At 72.4% G+C, this 17,825-nt stretch carries 18 protein-coding genes; 8 read left to right on the top strand and 10 right to left on the bottom strand.

Annotated elements, in window-relative coordinates:
• Positions 1-21 precede the first annotated feature (21 nt).
• The 5 genes from upp (at position 22) to RKE38_RS09610 (ending at position 3,803) form a co-directional block, all read left to right on the top strand.
• Positions 22-660 (top strand): uracil phosphoribosyltransferase, encoded by a 639-nt coding sequence (gene upp / locus RKE38_RS09630; RefSeq protein WP_310152766.1) that lies wholly within the window; start codon positions 22-24, stop codon positions 658-660.
• Positions 661-780: 120 nt separating this feature from the next.
• Positions 781-948 (top strand): hypothetical protein, encoded by a 168-nt coding sequence (locus RKE38_RS09625; RefSeq protein ID WP_310152763.1) that lies wholly within the window; start codon positions 781-783, stop codon positions 946-948.
• 12 nt (positions 949-960) lie between these two features.
• Positions 961-1,824 (top strand): PH domain-containing protein, encoded by an 864-nt coding sequence (locus RKE38_RS09620; protein WP_316007208.1) that lies wholly within the window; start codon positions 961-963, stop codon positions 1,822-1,824.
• Between the two features lie 63 nt (positions 1,825-1,887).
• Positions 1,888-3,396, top strand: a complete 1,509-nt coding sequence (locus RKE38_RS09615) for an amino acid permease (protein ID WP_316007207.1) — start codon at positions 1,888-1,890, stop codon at positions 3,394-3,396.
• A gap of 2 nt (positions 3,397-3,398) precedes the next feature.
• Entirely contained in the window at positions 3,399-3,803 is a 405-nt protein-coding gene (locus tag RKE38_RS09610) for a VOC family protein (RefSeq protein ID WP_316007206.1), read from the top strand.
• 57 nt (positions 3,804-3,860) lie between these two features.
• Here the strand turns inward: RKE38_RS09610 and pntB are convergent, their stop codons facing one another.
• A complete protein-coding gene (pntB, locus tag RKE38_RS09605; RefSeq protein WP_316007205.1) occupies positions 3,861-5,246 on the bottom strand; it encodes a Re/Si-specific NAD(P)(+) transhydrogenase subunit beta in 1,386 nt (461 codons plus the stop codon).
• An 86-nt stretch (positions 5,247-5,332) separates the two neighbouring features.
• A complete protein-coding gene (locus RKE38_RS09600; protein WP_316007204.1) occupies positions 5,333-6,865 on the bottom strand; it encodes a Re/Si-specific NAD(P)(+) transhydrogenase subunit alpha in 1,533 nt (510 codons plus the stop codon).
• Between the two features lie 229 nt (positions 6,866-7,094).
• On the opposite strand from RKE38_RS09600, the gene RKE38_RS09595 reads away from it, so the two are divergent.
• Positions 7,095-7,931 (top strand): sigma-70 family RNA polymerase sigma factor, encoded by an 837-nt coding sequence (locus RKE38_RS09595; RefSeq protein WP_316007203.1) that lies wholly within the window; start codon positions 7,095-7,097, stop codon positions 7,929-7,931.
• A gap of 115 nt (positions 7,932-8,046) precedes the next feature.
• Positions 8,047-8,283, top strand: coding sequence for a DUF1059 domain-containing protein (locus tag RKE38_RS09590; RefSeq protein ID WP_316007202.1), 237 nt, complete (start codon positions 8,047-8,049; stop codon positions 8,281-8,283).
• Between the two features lie 64 nt (positions 8,284-8,347).
• Here RKE38_RS09590 and RKE38_RS09585 read toward each other — a convergent pair whose 3' ends face one another.
• The 4 genes from RKE38_RS09585 to RKE38_RS09570 all read right to left on the bottom strand — a co-directional run bounded on the left by RKE38_RS09585 (position 8,348) and on the right by RKE38_RS09570 (position 10,910).
• Entirely contained in the window at positions 8,348-8,533 is a 186-nt protein-coding gene (locus RKE38_RS09585; RefSeq protein WP_316007201.1) for a hypothetical protein, read from the bottom strand.
• 97 nt (positions 8,534-8,630) lie between these two features.
• Entirely contained in the window at positions 8,631-9,608 is a 978-nt protein-coding gene (locus tag RKE38_RS09580) for a pirin family protein (protein ID WP_316007200.1), read from the bottom strand.
• 102 nt (positions 9,609-9,710) lie between these two features.
• Positions 9,711-10,259, bottom strand: coding sequence for a hypothetical protein (locus RKE38_RS09575; RefSeq protein ID WP_316007199.1), 549 nt, complete (start codon positions 10,257-10,259; stop codon positions 9,711-9,713).
• Between the two features lie 153 nt (positions 10,260-10,412).
• Complete coding sequence (locus tag RKE38_RS09570) at positions 10,413-10,910, bottom strand: MarR family winged helix-turn-helix transcriptional regulator (protein ID WP_316007198.1); 498 nt, start codon at positions 10,908-10,910, stop codon at positions 10,413-10,415.
• Positions 10,911-10,933: 23 nt separating this feature from the next.
• Between RKE38_RS09570 and RKE38_RS09565 the strand changes: the two genes are divergently transcribed.
• Positions 10,934-13,102 carry an MMPL family transporter gene (locus RKE38_RS09565; protein WP_316007197.1) on the top strand — a complete coding sequence of 723 codons (2,169 nt, stop codon included), beginning with the start codon at positions 10,934-10,936 and terminating at the stop codon, positions 13,100-13,102.
• 141 nt (positions 13,103-13,243) lie between these two features.
• Here RKE38_RS09565 and RKE38_RS09560 read toward each other — a convergent pair whose 3' ends face one another.
• From RKE38_RS09560 to RKE38_RS09545, 4 genes are all read right to left on the bottom strand, one after another.
• Positions 13,244-14,863, bottom strand: coding sequence for an AMP-binding protein (locus RKE38_RS09560; RefSeq protein WP_316007196.1), 1,620 nt, complete (start codon positions 14,861-14,863; stop codon positions 13,244-13,246).
• Positions 14,864-14,906: 43 nt separating this feature from the next.
• The gene (locus RKE38_RS09555; RefSeq protein WP_316007195.1) at positions 14,907-15,734 is read right to left on the bottom strand and encodes an NAD(P)-dependent oxidoreductase; all 828 of its coding nucleotides are present in this window, start codon (positions 15,732-15,734) and stop codon (positions 14,907-14,909) included.
• A 197-nt stretch (positions 15,735-15,931) separates the two neighbouring features.
• Complete coding sequence (locus RKE38_RS09550) at positions 15,932-16,840, bottom strand: ABC transporter permease (RefSeq protein ID WP_316007194.1); 909 nt, start codon at positions 16,838-16,840, stop codon at positions 15,932-15,934.
• A complete protein-coding gene (locus tag RKE38_RS09545; protein WP_410055457.1) occupies positions 16,827-17,822 on the bottom strand; it encodes an ATP-binding cassette domain-containing protein in 996 nt (331 codons plus the stop codon). The genes RKE38_RS09550 and RKE38_RS09545 overlap by 14 nt, the downstream gene beginning before the upstream one ends.
• Positions 17,823-17,825 lie beyond the last annotated feature (3 nt).

Here is a 17,825-nt window from a genome sequence, read left to right as displayed (position 1 = left end):
GTCACGCGCTAAGTTTCGCCTATGCGCGTCCACGTTGCCGACCACCCCCTCATCACGCACAAGCTCACCTACCTGCGTGACAAGCGGACGGACAGCCCCACCTTCCGGCGGCTGACCGAGGAGCTGGTGACGCTGCTCGCGTACGAGGCCACCCGTGACGTGCGGGTCGAGCCGTTCGACATCGAGACCCCGGTCGCGCCCACCACGGGCATCAAGCTGTCCAACCCCAAGCCGCTCATCGTGCCCATCCTGCGCGCCGGGCTCGGCATGCTCGAGGGCATGGTGCGGCTGCTGCCGAGCGCGGAGGTGGGCTTCCTCGGCATGCAGCGCAACGAGGAGACGCTCGAGGCGATCACCTACGCGAACCGCCTGCCCGACGACCTGCGCGGCCGCCAGTGCTACGTCGTCGACCCCATGCTCGCCACCGGCGGCACCCTCGCCGACGCCATCCGCTACCTCGCCGACCGGGGCGCGGACGACATCACCGCCGTGTGCCTGCTCGCAACCCCCGAGGGCGTCAAGCACGTCGAGGAGTCCCTCGCCGACCTCGACATCCCGGTCACCATCGTCACCGGCGCCATGGACGAGCGGCTCAACGACAAGGGCTACATCGTCCCCGGGCTCGGCGACGCGGGCGACCGCCTCTACGGCCTGGTCTGACCGGGCCTCGGCCGAACGGGCCGGGCGCGCCTCCCCCGAACGGAGGACCCCCTCCGGCAGGATGGGGGGTCGAGGTGTGCCCGCTCGGGCGGACCGGCCCCCCACGTCCGAGGAGTGTCCATGCAGCGCGCAAAGAAGATCCTGGTCTGGGTCCTCGTCGCGTTCGCCGCCTACGCGATCATCACGTCCCCGCACCAGGCCGCCGACATCGTCAAGACGTCCGGCTCGATCCTCGCCGACGGCGCCCGGGGCATCGGCACCTTCTTCGACTCCCTCCTCGGCCGCTAGCGGGCCGCGGCCGTGAGCCTCCCCGAGCCGGGGCCCCTGTCCCAGCCGCGCCGGCACGCCGAGCTCGACCGGTACCTGCTCGACGGCGAACGGCTCGTCACGGCCGTCCACCAGCACTGGGGCAAGGTGGCCGAGCCCGTCGGCAGCGTGCTCGTGGGCGCGTTCGTCGCCCTGTCCGTCGACGCCCGGATCCCGGCGTCGCTCGGGTGGTTCAGCACCGGCATCTGGTGGCTCTGGTTCGCGCTCGTGGCGCGGATGACCTACCGGGTGGTCGAGTGGCGGCACGACTGGTTCGTCGCCACCGACAAGCGGCTGCTGCTCTTCTACGGCTTCATCACCCGCAAGGTCGCGATGATGCCGCTGACGAAGGTCACGGACATGTCCTACGAGCGGTCGGTGCCCGGGCGACTCCTCGGCTACGGCCGCTTCGTCATGGAGTCCGCCGGCCAGGACCAGGCCCTGCACGAGGTCAACTGGGTCCCCCAGCCCGACCACAACTACCGCGTCATCTGCGCGGAGATGTTCCGCGGCCCGGGCCGCGACCGGGCAGGACGCGGCCCGTGGGGCGCGGCCGGCCGGCCGTGGGACGAGCAGTGGGACGAACCGCAGGCGCAGGAGCCCGGGCAGGAGCTGTGGGGCGACGAGCCGTGGACCGAGCCGGTGCCGGTCCGCGCGGACCTGCCCGACCCGTATGCCGACTGGAACTCGCCGCGACACACCCCGGCGCACCCCTCGGCCGGGGACCCGGGCACGCCGACCGGCGACCGGGGGGACACCCTCTACCGGTCGCCCGACCTGCGGGCCCGTGACCGCAGCGCGGACACCGGGCCGATCCCGCTGCGGCGTCGCCGCGCCCGGGAGGACGACGAGCGCTAGCGTGGTCGGCCAACCGGGCCACACCGCCGTGGCCTCGCCGTCGAGCCACTGGAGGTCGCGCCCATGTCCGTGATGCGGACCAAGTCGGTCGAACAGTCCATCAGCGAGACCGACGACCCGGAGTTCGCCCTCAAGAAGAGCCTGTCCTGGCTCGACCTGACGGTGTTCGGCATCGGCGTCATCATCGGCGCCGGCATCTTCACCTTCACCGGCAAGGCCGCGCAGGCGTATGCCGGGCCGGCGATCACCATCTCCTTCGTCGTGGCCGCGGTCGTCTGCGGGCTCGCCGCCCTCTGCTACGCGGAGTTCGCCTCGACCGTGCCCGTGTCGGGCTCGGCCTACACGTTCTCGTACGCCTCGCTGGGCGAGATCGTGGCGTGGATCATCGGCTGGGACCTCCTGCTCGAGCTGGCCCTCGGGGCCGGGGTGGTGTCGCAGGGGTGGTCGTCCTACGCCAACCTCCTGCTGAACGACCTCGGCATCCACCTCCCCTCCGCCCTGGCGCCGCTGACCAAGGACAACCCGGGCGGACAGTTCAACCTGCTCGCGTTCCTGCTCGTCGCCGTGCTGACCGCGCTCGTGGCCTGGGGCATCAAGGAGTCGATGCGGGTCAACCTCGTGCTCGTCGCGATCAAGCTCTTCATCGTGCTGTTCGTCATCGTCGCGGGCATCGCCTACATCAAGACGGCGAACTACACGCCGTTCGTGCCGCCGGCCAAGGCGGGCGAGTCCGCGTCCGGGCTGACCCAGCCCCTCATCCAGGCCGCCCTGGGCTTCACCCCGTCGACCTACGGCCTCGGCGGCATCTTCGCCGGCGCCGGCATCGTGTTCTTCGCCTACATCGGCTTCGACGTGGTGGCCACCACCGCCGAGGAGGCGAAGAACCCGCAGCGGGACCTGCCCATCGGCATCATCGCCTCGCTGGTGATCTGCACGATCCTCTACGTCGCCGTCGCCTTCGTCATCACGGGCATGGTCAAGTACGACAAGATCGACCCGGACGCCGCGCTGGCCACAGCCTTCAAGGACGTGGGCAAGTCGGCGTACGCGACGGTCATCTCGTGCGGCGCCGTCGCCGGCCTCACGACCGTCGTCATGACGCTCATCATCGGGGCGACCCGCGTGCTGTTCGCGATGTGCCGCGACCGGCTGCTGCCCTCCGGCCTCGGCCGCACCAACCCGCGCACGGGGACCCCGATCCGGATCACGGTGCTCGTCGGCGTCGTCGTCGCGTTCATCGCCGGCTACCTCGGCAACCACGTCGACCTCGAGGAGATGGTGAACATCGGCACGCTCGCCGCGTTCACCCTCGTCTCGATCGCGGTGCCGATCCTGCGCCGGCGCCGTCCCGACATCCAGCGGGCCTTCCGGGTGCCGCTGTCGCCGTGGCTGCCCGGGTTCGCCGCCCTCGCCTCGCTCTACCTCATGCTCAACCTGTCGGTCGAGACCTGGATCCGGTTCCTCGTGTGGATGGCGCTCGGCTTCGTCATCTACGGCGCCTACAGCTACCGGAACAGCCGCCTCGCCGGCCGGGCCCGCGAGGGTGAGGTCCCCAGCCTGTCCGGGACCTGACCATGCACCTGTCGGTCGTCCTCGACTGCCTCGACGCCCAGGGCCTGACGCCGTTCTGGTCCGCGGCGATGGGCTACCGGGTCGCCTCCGAGCTGCCGGGCTTCGTCGTCCTGAGGCCCGCCGAGGGCGAGCCCAGGGGCCCCGTCTTCATCCTCCAGCAGGTCCCGGAGGACCGGCGCGGCAAGAACCGCATGCACGTCGACGTCCACCCGCCGCTCGACCTCGGCCTGCCCGGGCTCGTCTCGCGACTGGAGGACCTCGGCGGCAGCCGGCTCGGGGAGCCGGTGGTCGACCTGCTCGAGACGGTGGGCGTCTGGTGGCAGGTCATGGCGGACCCCGAGGGCAACGAGCTGTGCGTGGTCGCCGAACCGGGTCACCCCGGTCCGGAGGAGTGGACCGACCGCTGAGGCGCGGGCGCCGGGGGAGCGACCGCTGAGGCGCGGGCGGCGCCGGTGGCCCGACCGCTAGAGCGCCTTGATGATGTCCTCGACGCGCTCCTTGGCGTCGCCGAAGAGCATCGCGCTGTTCTCCTTGAAGAACAGCGGGTTCTGCACCCCGGCATACCCGGTCGCCATGGACCGCTTGAAGACGACCACGTTGCGCGCCTTCCACACCTCGAGCACCGGCATCCCCGCGATGGGGCTGGACGGCTCCTCGGACGCCGAGGGGTTCACCGTGTCGTTGGCGCCGATGACGAGGACGACGTCGGTGTCGGGGAAGTCGTCGTTGACCTCGTCCATCTCCAGGACGATGTCGTAGGGCACCTTCGCCTCGGCGAGCAGGACGTTCATGTGCCCGGGGAGGCGGCCGGCGACGGGGTGGATGCCGAACCGGACGTTGACGCCCTTCCTGCGCAGCTGGCTGGTGAGCTCGGCGACGGGGTACTGCGCCTGGGCCACGGCCATGCCGTAGCCGGGGGTGATGACGACCGACGACGCGTCGCGCAACAGCTCTGCGACGTCCTCCGCGGTGGTCTCGCGGTGGTCGCCGTAGTCGGTGTCCGCGCCGACCGCGACCTCCTGGCCGAAGCCGCCGGCGATGACCGAGAAGAACGAGCGGTTCATCGCCCGGCACATGATGTAGCTCAGGATCGCACCGGAGGAGCCGACGAGGGCGCCGGTGACGATGAGCAGGTCGTTGCCGAGCATGAAGCCCGCCGCGGCGGCCGCCCAGCCCGAGTAGCTGTTGAGCATCGACACCACGACCGGCATGTCGCCGCCCCCGATGGAGGCGACGAGGTGCCAGCCGAACGCCAGCGCGATGACGGTCATGAGCGCCAGCGGCAGGATCGACGCCGACGCCACGAACCACACCAGCAGGCCGGCCGAGACGACGAGCGCGGCGAGGTTGAGCCAGTGGCGCGCCGGCAGCATGAGCGGCGAGGACTTGATCCGCGCCGACAGCTTGAGGAACGCGACGATCGACCCGGTGAAGGTGACGGCGCCGATGAAGACACCGAGGAAGACCTCGACGAGGTGGAGGGTCTCGCCCGTCCCCGCGTCGCCGCCCTCCGCGAACGAGTTGAAGCCGACGAGCACCGCGGCGAGGCCGACGAACGAGTGCAGCATCGCGACGAGCTCGGGCATCTGGGTCATCTCGACGACGCGCGCCCGCCACAGCCCGATCGAGCCGCCGACCGCCATCGCGACGAGCACGAGCAGGATGGTGACGAGCCCGTTCCCCGACCGTGACGCCGACAGCCACAGGGTGGCGACGAGGGCGATCACCATGCCGGCGATGCCGAACGCGTTGCCCTCCTTGGCCTTCTCGTGCTTCGAGAGGCCGGCGAGGGAGAGGACGAAGAGGACGGCCGAGACGATGTATGCCGCCTGCACGAGGTTGCTGGTCACGCGACGACCTCCCGAGGACACGAGCGACGAAGGAGCGAGGCCCGGAGGGACGAGGAGCGGGGGCGATCGATGTGGGTGGCCACCGGTCAGTCCTTCCGGAACATCTGGAGCATGCGGCCGGTCACCGCGAAGCCGCCGAAGATGTTGATGCTCGCGATGACGATGCCGACCAGGGCGATGGTGCGCACGACCGGGTCGCCGCTGCCGACCTGCAGGATCGCGCCGACCAGGATGATGCCGCTGATCGCGTTGGTCTCCGACATCAGTGGCGTGTGCAGGGCGTGGGCGACGTTGGAGATGACGTAGAAGCCGACGATGACCGCGAGCGCGAAGACCGTGAAGTGGCCGAGGAAGACCGACGGGGAGTTGGCCGCCACGAGGCCGAACAGGACCGCGGCCAGGGCCATCACGGCATACCGGCGCCTGGGGTCGGGTGGCGGCTTGGGGGCCGCGGGTTCGGGTGCCTTGGCCGCAGGCGCCGCGGGCGCGGCGCTCACCTGGACGGGCGGCGGGGGCCACAGGGTCTCGCCGTCGCGGCAGACGGTCATGCCGCGCTGGACGACGTCGTCGAGGTCGAGGACGACGCGGCCGTCCTTGCCGGGGGTGAGCAGCTTGAGCAGGTTGACGAGGTTGGTGCCGAAGAGCTGGCTCGCCTGCGTCGGCAGCCGCCCGGGCAGGTCGGTGTAGCCGATGATCTTGACGCCGTTCGGCGTCGTGACCAGCTCGTCGGCGACGGCGCCGGCGACGTTGCCACCGTTCGCGGCGGCCATGTCGACGACGACCGAGCCCGGCTTCATCGAGGCCACCATCTCCTCTGTGATCAGCCGGGGCGCCGGGCGACCGGGGATGAGCGCGGTCGTGATGACGATGTCGACCTCGCGGACCTGCTGGGCGTAGAGCTCGGCGGCCTTGCGGTTGAAGTCCTCGCCCATCTCCTTGGCGTAGCCGGTCGCCGACGGGCCCTCGTCCTCCACGTCGATCCGAAGGAACTTCGCGCCCATCGACTCGACCTGCTCGCCGACCTCCGAGCGGGCGTCGAACGCGCGAACCACGGCACCGAGGCTGTTGGCCGTGCCGATGGCCGCGAGGCCGGCGACACCGGCACCCACGACGAGCACCGTCGCCGGGGGCACCTTCCCAGCAGCGGTGACCTGGCCGGTGAAGAGCGACCCGAACTCGTGCGCGGCCTCGATGACCGCCCGGTAGCCGCCGATGTTCGCCATGGAGGACAGCACGTCGAGCGACTGGGCCCGGGAGATGCGCGGGACGGCGTCCATGGCGAGCGCGGTGACGCCCGCGGCGGTGAGCTGCTCGACCAGGTCCGGGCGCAAGGCCGGCGAGAGCAGGCAGGCGAGCAGGGTGCCCGCCCGCAGGCGCGCGACCTCGGACTCGTCGGGGGCGTTGACCTTGAGCACGACGTCGGAGGTCCACGCCTCGCCCGGGTCGACGCAGGTGGCGCCCGCCGCGGCATACGACTCGTCGGGGAAGGAGGCACGCGCCCCCGCACCGCGCTCGACGACCACGTCGTACCCGAGGCCGACGAGCTGCCCCACCGTCTTGGGCGTGGCGGCGACCCGGGTCTCACCCGGCTTGGACTCCGCAGGGACACCGATCCGCACTGTTGCTCCCGTCGTTGGAAGGCCGTGACGCGCCCAAACCTATGGGCTGGGCGTCCGAGAGTGGCGGGTTTGTGAGCACGGTCGCCTGTCGCGTCCACTGTCTGGACCCCGTGAGACGCCACCTTCGCGCCGTCCGAACGCGAGGTCCGCGCCGGCCTCGCGCCGTCACATCGGCGGCACGTGGTGCGTCAGTGGGGCGACAGCGTCGTTTCGTGGAAGGGTCGGCACCGTGGACCGGACGGAGATCTTCGTGGCGGAGCGGCCACGGCTGGTGGGGCTCGCCACGCGCGTGCTCAGCGACCCGGCCGAGGCCGAGGACGTGGTGCAGCAGGCCTGGCTGCGGCTCGACGCCGCGGGCGACGACATCGAGAACCTGCCCGCGTGGCTGACCACCGTCACGACGCGGCTGTGCCTCGACCGGTTGCGGGCCCGGCGCTCGGTGCCGGTGCCGGAGGTCGAGGTGGCCGAGCAGGCCCCCGACCCGGCCGACGACGTCGTGCTCGCCGACACGGTCGGTGTCGCCCTGCAGGTGGTGCTCGACCGGCTGACCCCGCAGGAGCGGGTGGCGTTCGTCCTGCACGACACGTTCGGCTTCGAGTTCGCGACGATCGCCGCGGTGCTCGACAGCACCCCGGCGGCGGCACGCAAGCTGGCCTCCCGCGCGAGGGCGAAGGTGCGCCAGCCCGCGTCGGAGGACGCGCTGGCCGACTGGGAGGTCGTCGACGCGTTCCTGGCCGCCGCGCGCCAGGGCGACTTCACGCGGCTGGTGCAGCTGCTGGCCCCCGACGCCGTCATCACGGCAGACGACGCGGCCGTCCTCGCGGGGACGCCGCAGCGGATCGAGGGCCGCGACGAGGTGGCGACCTTCTTCAACGGGTCCGCGAAGTCCGCGCTGCCCGTCCTCGTCGACGACCGTCCCGGCGCCGCCTGGTACCTGCAGGGCGAGGCCAAGGTCCTGTTCGACTTCACCCTCGTCGACGGGCTCGTCACCGCGATCACGTTCCGCGCCGAGCCGGAGGTGCTGTCGCGGGTGACGCGTCGCGAGGCGGCCGCACCGCGCGACTGACCGGGTCCCGCGGGACCCGCTCGCGTGGCCGGTCACACTTCCGCCGCCCCGGACGTCAGACAGGCAGAGGCACCACCCACCCCGACACCGAGGCCGACCGGCCGGAGGAGAAGCGATGAAGACCATGACCTGCCGCCAGCTCGGCGGACCCTGCGAGCTCGAGCACCGCGGCGAGAGCGCCGACGAGGTCATCAAGGCCCAGGACCGGCACCTCAGGGAGGCGGAGAGGGCCGGCGACACCACCCACCAGCAGGCCCGCGACGACATGAAGGGGCGCTGGCGCCACCCGAAGCGCTCGATGGGCTGGTACCGCGACGCCAAGGCGACCTTCGCGGCCCTGCCCGAGGCCTGAGGCAGCGACGAAGCCCCCACCCGGACCGGGTGGGGGCTTCGTCGTGCGCAGGGCCGGCCTGCTGCTAGAACAGCAGGCCGGTCACGATGAGCGCCATCAGCGCGATGAGCGTGACGGCGCCGAGGAACAGGCTGCCGCCGATGTCGCGCTGCGACTGCTCGTAGGTGCGGTCGGTGTGCAGGTAGTCGTGGGGGTAGCGCCGAGCCTCGTGGGCGGCGCGGGCGCGGTGCTCCGCGCGGGTGCGAGTCATGGTCCGGGTCATCTGTGCTCGCCTCCTCTCGATACGATACGAACCGTATCGTATCGCCTCACGACCTGCCACCCGAGGACCCTCCCCCGGTCCGCCGTCAGGACGTGGCGCCGCCCACGTCACCGTGCGGGACGGGCTGGCCCAGCCGGCCGGCCTGGAAGTCCTCGAACGCCTTCATGACCTCGGCCTTGGTGTTCATGACGAACGGCCCGGCCCACGCGACGGGCTCGCGGATCGGCCGCCCGCCGAGGACGAGCACGTCGAGCCCGGCGGCATACCGCTCCTGCTGGGTGCGCGCCGACGACAGCCGCAGCGTGTCGCCCGCGCCGAGCACGGCCAGCTGACCCGTGCCGATCGGCGACTGGTCCGGACCGACGAAGCCGTCGCCGCTCATGACGTAGACCAGGGCGTTGAAGTCGCTGCGCCACGGCAGGACGACCTCGCCGCCCGGGGCGACCGTCGCGTGCACCATCGCCATCGGCGTGTGCGTCGAGCCGGGCCCGGTCACCCCGGCGACCTCGCCGGCGATGACGCGCAGCAGCGCGCCACCGTCCGCGGACGTCAGGAGCCCGACCTCCGAGGACCGCAGGTCCTGGTATGCCGGGGGCTTGAGCTTGTCGACGCGCGGCAGGTTCACCCACAGCTGGAAGCCGTGGAAGAGGCCGCCGCTGACGACGAGGTGCTCCGGCGGGGCCTCGATGTGCAGGATCCCGGAGCCGGCCGTCATCCACTGGGTGTCACCGTTGGTGATCGTGCCACCACCACCGAAGGAGTCCTGGTGGTCGAAGATCCCGTCGATGATGTAGGTGACGGTCTCGAAGCCGCGGTGGGGGTGCCACGGCGTGCCCTTGGGCTCGCCCGGGGCGTACTCGACCTCGCCCATCTCGTCCATGTGGATGAAGGGGTCGAGGTCGCGCAGGTCGACGCCGGCGAAGGCGCGCTTCACCGGGAAGCCCTCGCCCTCGAGCCCGCCCGGGGCGCTGGTGATCGACCGCACGGGGCGCGACGTGGCCGCCGGCGAGGGTGCGGGCACCCGGGGCAGGACGGTGAGGTCGGAGACGGTGACGGCTGGCATGGTCCCTCCATCGGATAGTTTCAAATTCAACTATCCTCGCCAACGCCGACCGTCGTCAAGACATTCCACCGCCCCACTCCGCGGCACGGCTCGGGGCGCGGGTCAGTCGCGGCGGTACTCGCCCTCGCGCCCGTCCCGGGCACCGGTCGCGGCGGGTGCCACCGGCTCGGAGCCGTCCACCTCGGAGCGGCGGCCCAGCGGCGCGCGGTCGACCTCGTCGGCGTCCATCGCGTCCCGGTCAGTCATCTCCGTCCGGCCGCCGACGCCGTCGGCGGTGTCGTCCCGCGACGCCTCGTCGGTGTCGACGTCCGGGTCGCGCTCGTCGGCGCGGCGCAGGTGGTCGTCCCGGACGGCGCGCACCTCCTCCGCGCCCTGGCCGTGGCGCTCCGCCTCGGCCTCGAGCCGCTTGGCCTCCGCGGCCTTGCGGTCGGCCTCGGCACGCGCCGCCGCTGCCTGCGCCTCGGTCTCCTCGGCGCGGGCTTCCCGTGCGCGCAGCTCACGGTCGTGCTCGCGCGCCTCCTCGCGGATGCTGTCCGCCTCGGCGCGCTGCGCCTCGACGCGACGCGCCGACGACCGCCGCGCGAACAGCGCCACCGCGACGGCGACGACGACCACCACGACGATGATCCAGATGATGGTGCTGGTGTCCATCCCGACCTCCTGATCCCTGCGGCCGGGGTGCCGGCCGCACCCTCGAACGTAGCCCCGAAACCGCGTGGTGGCATGCCGAGCGGGGCGCGAGCTCGCGGCATACGCGCAGGTCAGGGGCTTGGAGGGCCGGCGCCATGGGCCCGCGGACCCCGGTCAGCGGGCCGCCGGGTCCGGCGGCGCCTGCCGGGCCGCGGCGTTGGTGCGGTCCACGACCTCGCCGAGGAAGCGGAGCACGACCTCGCGCTCCTCGGGGGTGAAGCCGGCGATGACGTCCCGGATCGCGCCACCGATGGGGGCGAAGACGTCCCGGCCGACCTGCATCGCCTCGTCGGTCATCTCGATCGACACGCGCCTGCGGTCGGTGGCGCTGTGCCGGCGCTGGACGTGGCCGACCCCCTCGAGCCGGGCGAGGAGGGCGGACGTGGCGGGCGCGCTGAGGTTGAGCGCCGACGCGAGCTCCCCCGGACCCAGGTCCTCACCCCGACGGTTGGCCTCCATCACGTGGCCCAGCGCGTTGAGGTCGGTGCGGTGCAGCCCGTGGCGACCGCCGTGGGCGTCGATGTAGTGGTCCATGGCGGTCGTGAACTCGCGGAGCCGCTCGATGATGGCCGCCTCCATGGCCGCAGGAGGCGTCGGGTCGCGGTACGTCACCGGGTCAGTCTAGTATTTCCATCATGGAAATGTTCCAGAGTGGAGACAAAACGCCCACCCGCGACCCGCACGGCTTCTTCTCCCCGGTCGGGCGCGTGCTCGGCCGCCTGGTCGGCCGACGCGCCAAGTGGGTCGTCGTGGTGCTCGCGGTGCTCGTCTCCGCCGCCGCCTTCGCCTTCGCCGGCGAGCCCAAGGCCGTCTCGACGACCGCGGCGTCCCTGCCCGACAGCGCCGAGGCCGCCCAGGTCATCGCGCTGCGTGAGCAGCTCCCGTCCAGCGGCGTGGCCCCGGCCATCGTCGTCTACAAGGCCGCCTCCGGCCCGGTCGACGTCAAGGCCGTGGAGGCCTCGCGCGACAGCGGCGTGGCGGCGGTGACGCAGTGGGCGCCCGACGCCGGCGGCGCGCCCGGCGGCACCGGTGCGGGCGGCGCGCCCGCGGGAGCCATCCCGCCCCAGCTGTCCGACGACAAGGGCACCGCGATCGTCATCGTGCCGCTCAAGGCCGACCTGCCGGACGGCGAGAACTCCGACGCGGTCGCGGCCCTGCGTACCGCCGTCCGCGAGGGCCTGCCCCAGGGCCTGACCGCGACGGTGACGGGCGGACCGGCCTTCGGCGCCGACATCGGCGCCGTCTTCGAGGGCGCCGACATCCGCCTGCTCGGCGCGACCGCGGCCGTGGTGGCCGTCCTGCTGCTCATCACCTACCGCAGCCCCTGGCTGTGGCTCGTGCCCCTCACCGTCGTCGGCACCGGCGACCAGGTCGCGAGCAAGGCGCTCACCATCCTGTCGCGCATCAGCGACGTCCGCGCCGACGGCGCGGTCACCGGCATCACGTCGGTGCTGGTCTTCGGTGCCGGCACCAACTACGCCCTGCTGCTCATCGCCCGCTACCGCGAGGAGCTGCGCCGCACTGAGGACCGCCACGACGCCATGCGAGCCGCCCTGGGCTCCGCCGCGCCCGCCATCCTGGCCAGCGGCGGCACCGTCACCCTGGCCCTGCTCAGCCTCGGCCTCGCCGACGATCCCTTCGCACAGTCGCTGGGCTACGCCGGCGCCCTGGGCATCGTCGTCGCCCTGCTGTACGCCCTCCTCGTGCTGCCCGCCGCCATGGTCCTCTTCGGGCGCCGGCTGTTCTGGCCGTTCGTCCCCCGCGTGGGCACCCTCGACCCCAGCCACGCCGGGGTGTGGCGCCGCCTCGGCGACGCGGTGACGCGGCGGCCCGTGGTCGTGGCCGTCTCGTCGGTGGCCGTGCTCGTCGTCCTCGCGCTGGGCGGCCTCACCCTGTCGGTGGGGCAGTCCCCGAACGAGCAGTTCCTGAAGAAGCCGGAGGCCGTCGTCGGCCAGGAACAGCTCGCCGCCGCCTTCCCCGCCGGCACGAGCGAGCCCGCAACCATCATCGCCAAGGCCTCGGCCGCCGCGGCCGTCACCGATGCCGCCAAGGGGGTCGAGGGCGTGCAGGACGTCCGGAAGGCAGGGGGCGACGACCGGCTCGTCGAGCTGAGCGCCGTCCTCGACGCGTCCCCCGGGACCACCAAGGCGTTCGACCAGGTCCGCGCGCTGCGCACCGCGGTCCACGCCGTCCCCGGCGCCGACGCCCTCGTGGGCGGCAGCGACGCGGAGGCCCTGGACGCCAAGACCACCGCCGACCGCGACCGCGTGGTGCTGTTCCCCCTCATCCTGGGGATCGTCGTGGTGGTGCTCCTGCTCCTGCTGCGCTCCGTGGTCGCCGCGCTGGTCCTCGTGGCCACGGTCGTCGCGACGTACGTCGCGAGCATGGGCGCGAGCTGGTTCGCGTTCCAGCACCTGCTCGACTACCCGCCGCTGGCCGTCAGCACCCCGCTGCTGGCGTTCCTGTTCCTCGTGGCCCTCGGGGTCGACTACAACATCTTCCTCACCACCCGGGCCCGCGAGGAGGCCGCCGGTGGCTCCCACGCCCGCGAGTCCATCGTCACCGCGCTGGCCGTCACCGGTGGCGTGATCACGAGCGCCGGCATCCTCCTCGCCGCGGTGTTCGCCGTGCTCGGCGTGCTGCCGCTGGTCCAGCTGGCCCAGATCGGCGTCATCGTCGGGTTCGGCGTGCTGCTCGACACCCTGGTCGTGCGCAGCGTGCTCGTCCCGGCGCTGGTCAGCCTGCTCGGCGAGCGGTTCTGGTGGCCGAGCCACCCCGCGGAGCAGCGACCGGCTCGCGCCTGACCACGGCGCGCCGGCCGGGACACGCCGCCCGGCCGGCGCACTGGTCGTCGGTCGGCACGGCGTCAGGCGCCCGACCGCACACGAGGAGCCCGGCACACCGGAGGGGGTGCCGGGCTCCGTCGTGGGTGGAGCGTGCCGGGGTCAGGCGTGCAGGCCGAGGTCGGCGACCGTCTTCTCCCGCATCTCGACCTTGCGGACCTTGCCCGTGACCGTCATGGGGAACTCGTCGACGACCATGACGTAGCGCGGGATCTTGTAGTGCGCGAGCTTCCCGGTGGCGAACGCGCGCACCCCCTCGGCGTCGAGCGGCTGCGCCCCCTCGCGCATCCGGATCCACGCGCACAGCTCCTCGCCGTACCGCTCGTCGGGCACCCCGATCACCTGGGCGTCGAGGACGTCGGGGTGGGTGTAGAGGAACTCCTCGATCTCGCGCGGGTAGATGTTCTCCCCACCGCGGATGACCATGTCCTTGATCCGGCCGGTGATCTGGACGTAGCCGTCCTCGTCCATGACCGCGATGTCGCCGGTGTGCATCCAGCCGTCCTGCAGCACCTCGTCGGTCTTGTCCTGCTGCTCCCAGTACCCGAGCATCACCGAGTACCCCTTGGTGCAGAACTCCCCCGGCGTCCCGCGGGGGACCGTCTCGCCGGTCACCGGGTCGACCACCTTGATCTCCAGGTGCGGCATGACCCGCCCCACCGTGCCGACCTTGTGCTCGAACGAGTCGTCCACGCGGGTCTGGGTCGACACCGGCGAGGTCTCGGTCATGCCGTAGCAGATGGTCATCTCGTCGATGCCGGCGTCGATGAGCTTCTGCATCATCGTCGCGGGACACGGCGACCCGGCCATGATCCCGGTGCGCACCGAGGACAGGTCGTAGGCCGCGTGGTCGGCCAGCGCCCACTCCGCGATGAACATCGTGGGGACGCCGTAGAGGCTGGTGCACTTCTCGTCGGCGGTCGCCCTGAGCGTCGCCGCCGGGTCGAACCCGGGCGCCGGGATCACCATGCAGGCGCCGTGGGTGGTGGCCGCGAGGTTGCCCATCACCATGCCGAAGCAGTGGTAGAAGGGCACGGGGATGCAGATCCGGTCGGCCTCGGTGTAGCGGCACAGCTCGCCGACGAAGTAGCCGTTGTTGAGGATGTTGCGGTGGCTGAGGGTGGCCCCCTTGGGGAACCCCGTCGTGCCGGACGTGTACTGGATGTTGATGGCGTCACCCGGCGCGAGGCCGCGCTGGACCTCCGCCACCTGCTCTTGCGAGACCTCTTCCGCGCGGGCGAGCAGGTCGTCCCACGACTGCTGCCCGAAGACCCAGGCGTCGCTGACGTCGGGCCGGTTGTAGCGCACCTCGGCCAGCATCGCGACGTAGTCGCTGGTCTTGAACGAGTCGGCGAGGAACACGCGCGTGATGCCCGCCTGCCCGAGCACGTAGTCGAGCTCGTGCGTGCGGTAGGCCGGGTTGATGTTGACGAGGATCGCACCGATCTTCGCCGTGGCGTACTGCACGACCGTCCACTCGGCGCGGTTCGGCGACCAGATGCCGACCCGCTCCCCCTTGGCCACCCCAGAGGCGAGCAGCGCCCGGGCGAGCCGGTCCACCTGCCCGGCGAACTCGGCATACGTCCACCGGATGCCCTGCTGCACGTCGACGAGCGCCTCGCGCTCCCCGAACCGGGCCACGGTCGCGTCGAGGTTGTCGGGGATGGTCTGCTCGAGCAGGGCCGGCTCGGTCTCGCCCACGGCGTGCGACAGCGATGTCATGGGCCCATCCCACCGCGCCGCGGGCGGCCGGACAAGCCCCGTGTCAGGACAGGAAGATGTCCGGCGCCAGGCCCTCGTCGCGACCGGTCATCGAGTACGCCGCGAAGTCGGTGACGCCGCGCGACCGCAGCAGGTCCTCGTCGATGATCGTCTGCCCGTTGAGCTCCTGGCCATCCGTGGTGAGCACCTCGTACGCCGCGTCGGCCACGATGTCCGGCTTGCGGCTCACCGCCACCATCTGGTCGCCGCCGGGCAGGTTGCCGATCGCGTCGGTGGCCACCAGCGTCGCCGGCCACAGGCAGGTGGAGGAGACGCCCTTCTGCCCGAGCTCGTGGGCGAAGCCGAGGGCCGCCATCGTCATGCCGTACTTGGCCATCGTGTATGCCGGGTGCCCGGCGAACCAGCGCGGGTCCAGGTTGATGGGCGGGCTCAGGGTGAGGACCTTGGGGTCGGGGCTCGCGAGCAGGTGGGGGATCGCGGCGCGGGTGAGCATGAAGGTGCCGCGCACGTTGACGTCCTGCATCAGGTCGTACCGCTTGGGGTCGAGGTCGGCGGTCGGGCTGAGGTTGAGGACGCTGGCGTTGTTGACGACGACGTCGATGCCGCCGAACTCGGCCACGGTGCCCTCGACCGCGTCGGCGATGGTCGCGTCGTCCCGGATGTCGCCGACGATCGGCAGGGCGTTGCCGCCGGCCTCGCGGATCGCGTCGGCGGCGGTGTGGATCGTGCCGGCGAGGCGCGGGTCGGGCTGGTCGGTCTTGGCGACCAGGGCCACGTTGGCGCCGTCGCGGGCGGCGCGCACCGCGATCGCGAGGCCGATGCCGCGGCTGCCGCCGGACATGAGGATCGTCCTGCCTGCAAGGGTCGTCATGGCCGTCGAGCCTAGTTACCGACCGGTAAGCGCGATACCGCCCAGCAGGTGTCGCTCGTCACCACATCCGCGCCGTGCCCGCCGGGGTGTCCACGGCGGGGCGCCCAGGCCTTTCCACGGCGGGGCGAGGTGACGGGGCGGGCCCGCGGCGCCCCCCGGCATACCGCGAACCCGCCCCGGGCTCCCCGCGCCGCGGCTCAGCTCGTGATGTCCTTGCCGGCGAACCGGGCCCACGCGGCGGTCCAGAAGACCACGGCATACGCCGCCGCCAGGGCCAGCCCACGGGTGATCTCGCCGCTGCCGCCCATGGGGTCGCGCAGCAGGTCGCCGAAGGCGAGCCAGTGGTCGACGACGAGCCAGGGGTGCAGCCAGGCCAGCTGCGGCACGGAGTCGAGGATCCACGACACGATCGTGAAGATCATCAGCGCGATGGCCGCCGCGATCGGCTGCTCCGTGAGGGTGGAGATGAACAGGCCCACGGCGGCGAGCGCGGCCAGGCCGGCCGACAGGTAGAGCATGACGAGCAGCAGCCGCCAGAGCGCCGCGCCGAAGGAGATCTGGCTGCCCGACAGCGTCGTCAGCGGTCCGGTCCCGAAGATCGCGATGCCCACGACGGCGCCGGGCACGGCGACGGCCAGCACGCCCCAGAACGCGCCGATGCACAGGGACGCGTACTTCACGAGCAGCAGGCGGGTGCGGCCGACCGGGACGGTGAGCAGGTAGCGCAGCGTGCCGATGTTGGCCTCGCCGGCGATCGCGTCCCCGGCGAGCATCGACATCGCCAGCGGCAGGAACATCCCCATCTCCACCCCGAGGGCGGCGAGCGGGACGAACAGGCCGTTGCTCGTGATCGAGGAGAGGAAGTCCGGACCCTCCCCGGCCCGGGGCGTCGACATCTTCACCGCGATCGCCATGACGATCGGCACCGCCGCGAGGACCGCCAGGCCTGCCTGGTTGCGCCGGCGACCACCGATGAGCCGCAGCTCGGAGCGCAGCAGACGGGTGGACAGCAGGCGGTGCGGGGCCGGTCGAGCCGTGGCGCGGCCCGTCGCCCCGGTGGTCGTGGTCGTGCCGGTCGTGCTGGTCGAGACGTCAGCCGCTGACATCGAAGCCCTCCCCCGTGAGCGTGACGAAAAGGTCCTCCAGGCTCGGGCGGTCGAGCGCGAACCCGCGCACCCCCACCCCGGCCCGCACGAGCTCGGCGACGACCGCCTCGGGCTCGAGGTCACCCGCGTCGGCGCGCACGCCGGTCGGGCTCGTGCTGACGGACGTCGCGCCCATCCGGGTCAGCACCTCGGCCGCCCGCTCGGGCTGGCCGGTCTCGACGCGCACGGTCACCACGCCGGCTCCGCGCACCTCGGCGGTCGTGCCCTGCGCCACCATCCGGCCCTCGCGCATGACGCCGAGGTGGGTGCAGATCTGCTCGACCTCCGACAGCAGGTGGCTGGAGACGAGGACGGTGGTGCCGTCCGAGGCGAGCGAGCCGATGAGGTTGCGGACCTCGCGGGTGCCCTGGGGGTCCAGGCCGTTGGTGGGCTCGTCGAGGACGAGCAGGTCGCGCGGTGCGAGCAGCGCCGCGGCGATGGCCAGCCGCTGCCGCATGCCGAGGGAGTAGGCGCGGTAGCGCTTGCCGGCGGCGGCCCGCAGCCCGACGCGGTCCAGCGCCCGGTCGATCCGCTCGGCGCTGGTCCGCGGGTCGGCGAGGAGGTCGGCGGCGTCCAGGCGGACGAGGTTCGCCCGGCCCGAGAGGTAGGGGTGGAAGGCGGGCCCCTCGACCAGCGAGCCGACCCGGTGCAGGGCCTCGGTCGCCCCCTGCGGGATCGGCAGCCCGAGCAGCGACCGGCTCCCGGCCGTCGGCTCGACCAGGCCGAGCAGCATGCGGATCGTGGTGGTCTTGCCCGAGCCGTTGGGGCCGAGGAAGCCGTAGACGGCACCGCGGGGGACCCGCAGGTCCAGCGAGTCCACGGCCACCTGGTGGCCAAACCGCTTGGTGAGCCCGTCGGTGCGCACCGCGAGCGAGTCGTCGGCGTCCCCCCGACCCGACGGGGCGGGCGCCCCCAGGGTCGCCCGCCGCGTCGGGTCCGCCAGCTG

Origin of the sequence: Phycicoccus sp. M110.8, from assembly GCF_032464895.1 — a bacterium.
Classification (GTDB): domain Bacteria; phylum Actinomycetota; class Actinomycetes; order Actinomycetales; family Dermatophilaceae; genus Pedococcus.
This window is presented reverse-complemented; position numbering and strand designations above follow the sequence as displayed.

What these genes read in the sequence shown, in the direction of transcription:
- upp (WP_310152766.1), top strand. Translation starts at nt 22, where the DNA reads ATGCGCGTCCACGTTGCCGACCACCCCCTCATCACGCACAAGCTCACC.
- RKE38_RS09565 (WP_316007197.1), top strand. Translation starts at nt 10,934, where the DNA reads ATGGAAATGTTCCAGAGTGGAGACAAAACGCCCACCCGCGACCCGCAC.
- RKE38_RS09615 (WP_316007207.1), top strand. Translation starts at nt 1,888, where the DNA reads ATGTCCGTGATGCGGACCAAGTCGGTCGAACAGTCCATCAGCGAGACC.
- RKE38_RS09575 (WP_316007199.1), bottom strand. Translation starts at nt 10,259, where the DNA reads ATGGACACCAGCACCATCATCTGGATCATCGTCGTGGTGGTCGTCGTC.
- RKE38_RS09590 (WP_316007202.1), top strand. Translation starts at nt 8,047, where the DNA reads ATGAAGACCATGACCTGCCGCCAGCTCGGCGGACCCTGCGAGCTCGAG.
- RKE38_RS09585 (WP_316007201.1), bottom strand. Translation starts at nt 8,533, where the DNA reads ATGACTCGCACCCGCGCGGAGCACCGCGCCCGCGCCGCCCACGAGGCT.
- RKE38_RS09580 (WP_316007200.1), bottom strand. Translation starts at nt 9,608, where the DNA reads ATGCCAGCCGTCACCGTCTCCGACCTCACCGTCCTGCCCCGGGTGCCC.
- RKE38_RS09550 (WP_316007194.1), bottom strand. Translation starts at nt 16,840, where the DNA reads ATGTCAGCGGCTGACGTCTCGACCAGCACGACCGGCACGACCACGACC.
- RKE38_RS09610 (WP_316007206.1), top strand. Translation starts at nt 3,399, where the DNA reads ATGCACCTGTCGGTCGTCCTCGACTGCCTCGACGCCCAGGGCCTGACG.
- RKE38_RS09555 (WP_316007195.1), bottom strand. Translation starts at nt 15,734, where the DNA reads ATGACGACCCTTGCAGGCAGGACGATCCTCATGTCCGGCGGCAGCCGC.
- RKE38_RS09560 (WP_316007196.1), bottom strand. Translation starts at nt 14,863, where the DNA reads ATGACATCGCTGTCGCACGCCGTGGGCGAGACCGAGCCGGCCCTGCTC.
- RKE38_RS09625 (WP_310152763.1), top strand. Translation starts at nt 781, where the DNA reads ATGCAGCGCGCAAAGAAGATCCTGGTCTGGGTCCTCGTCGCGTTCGCC.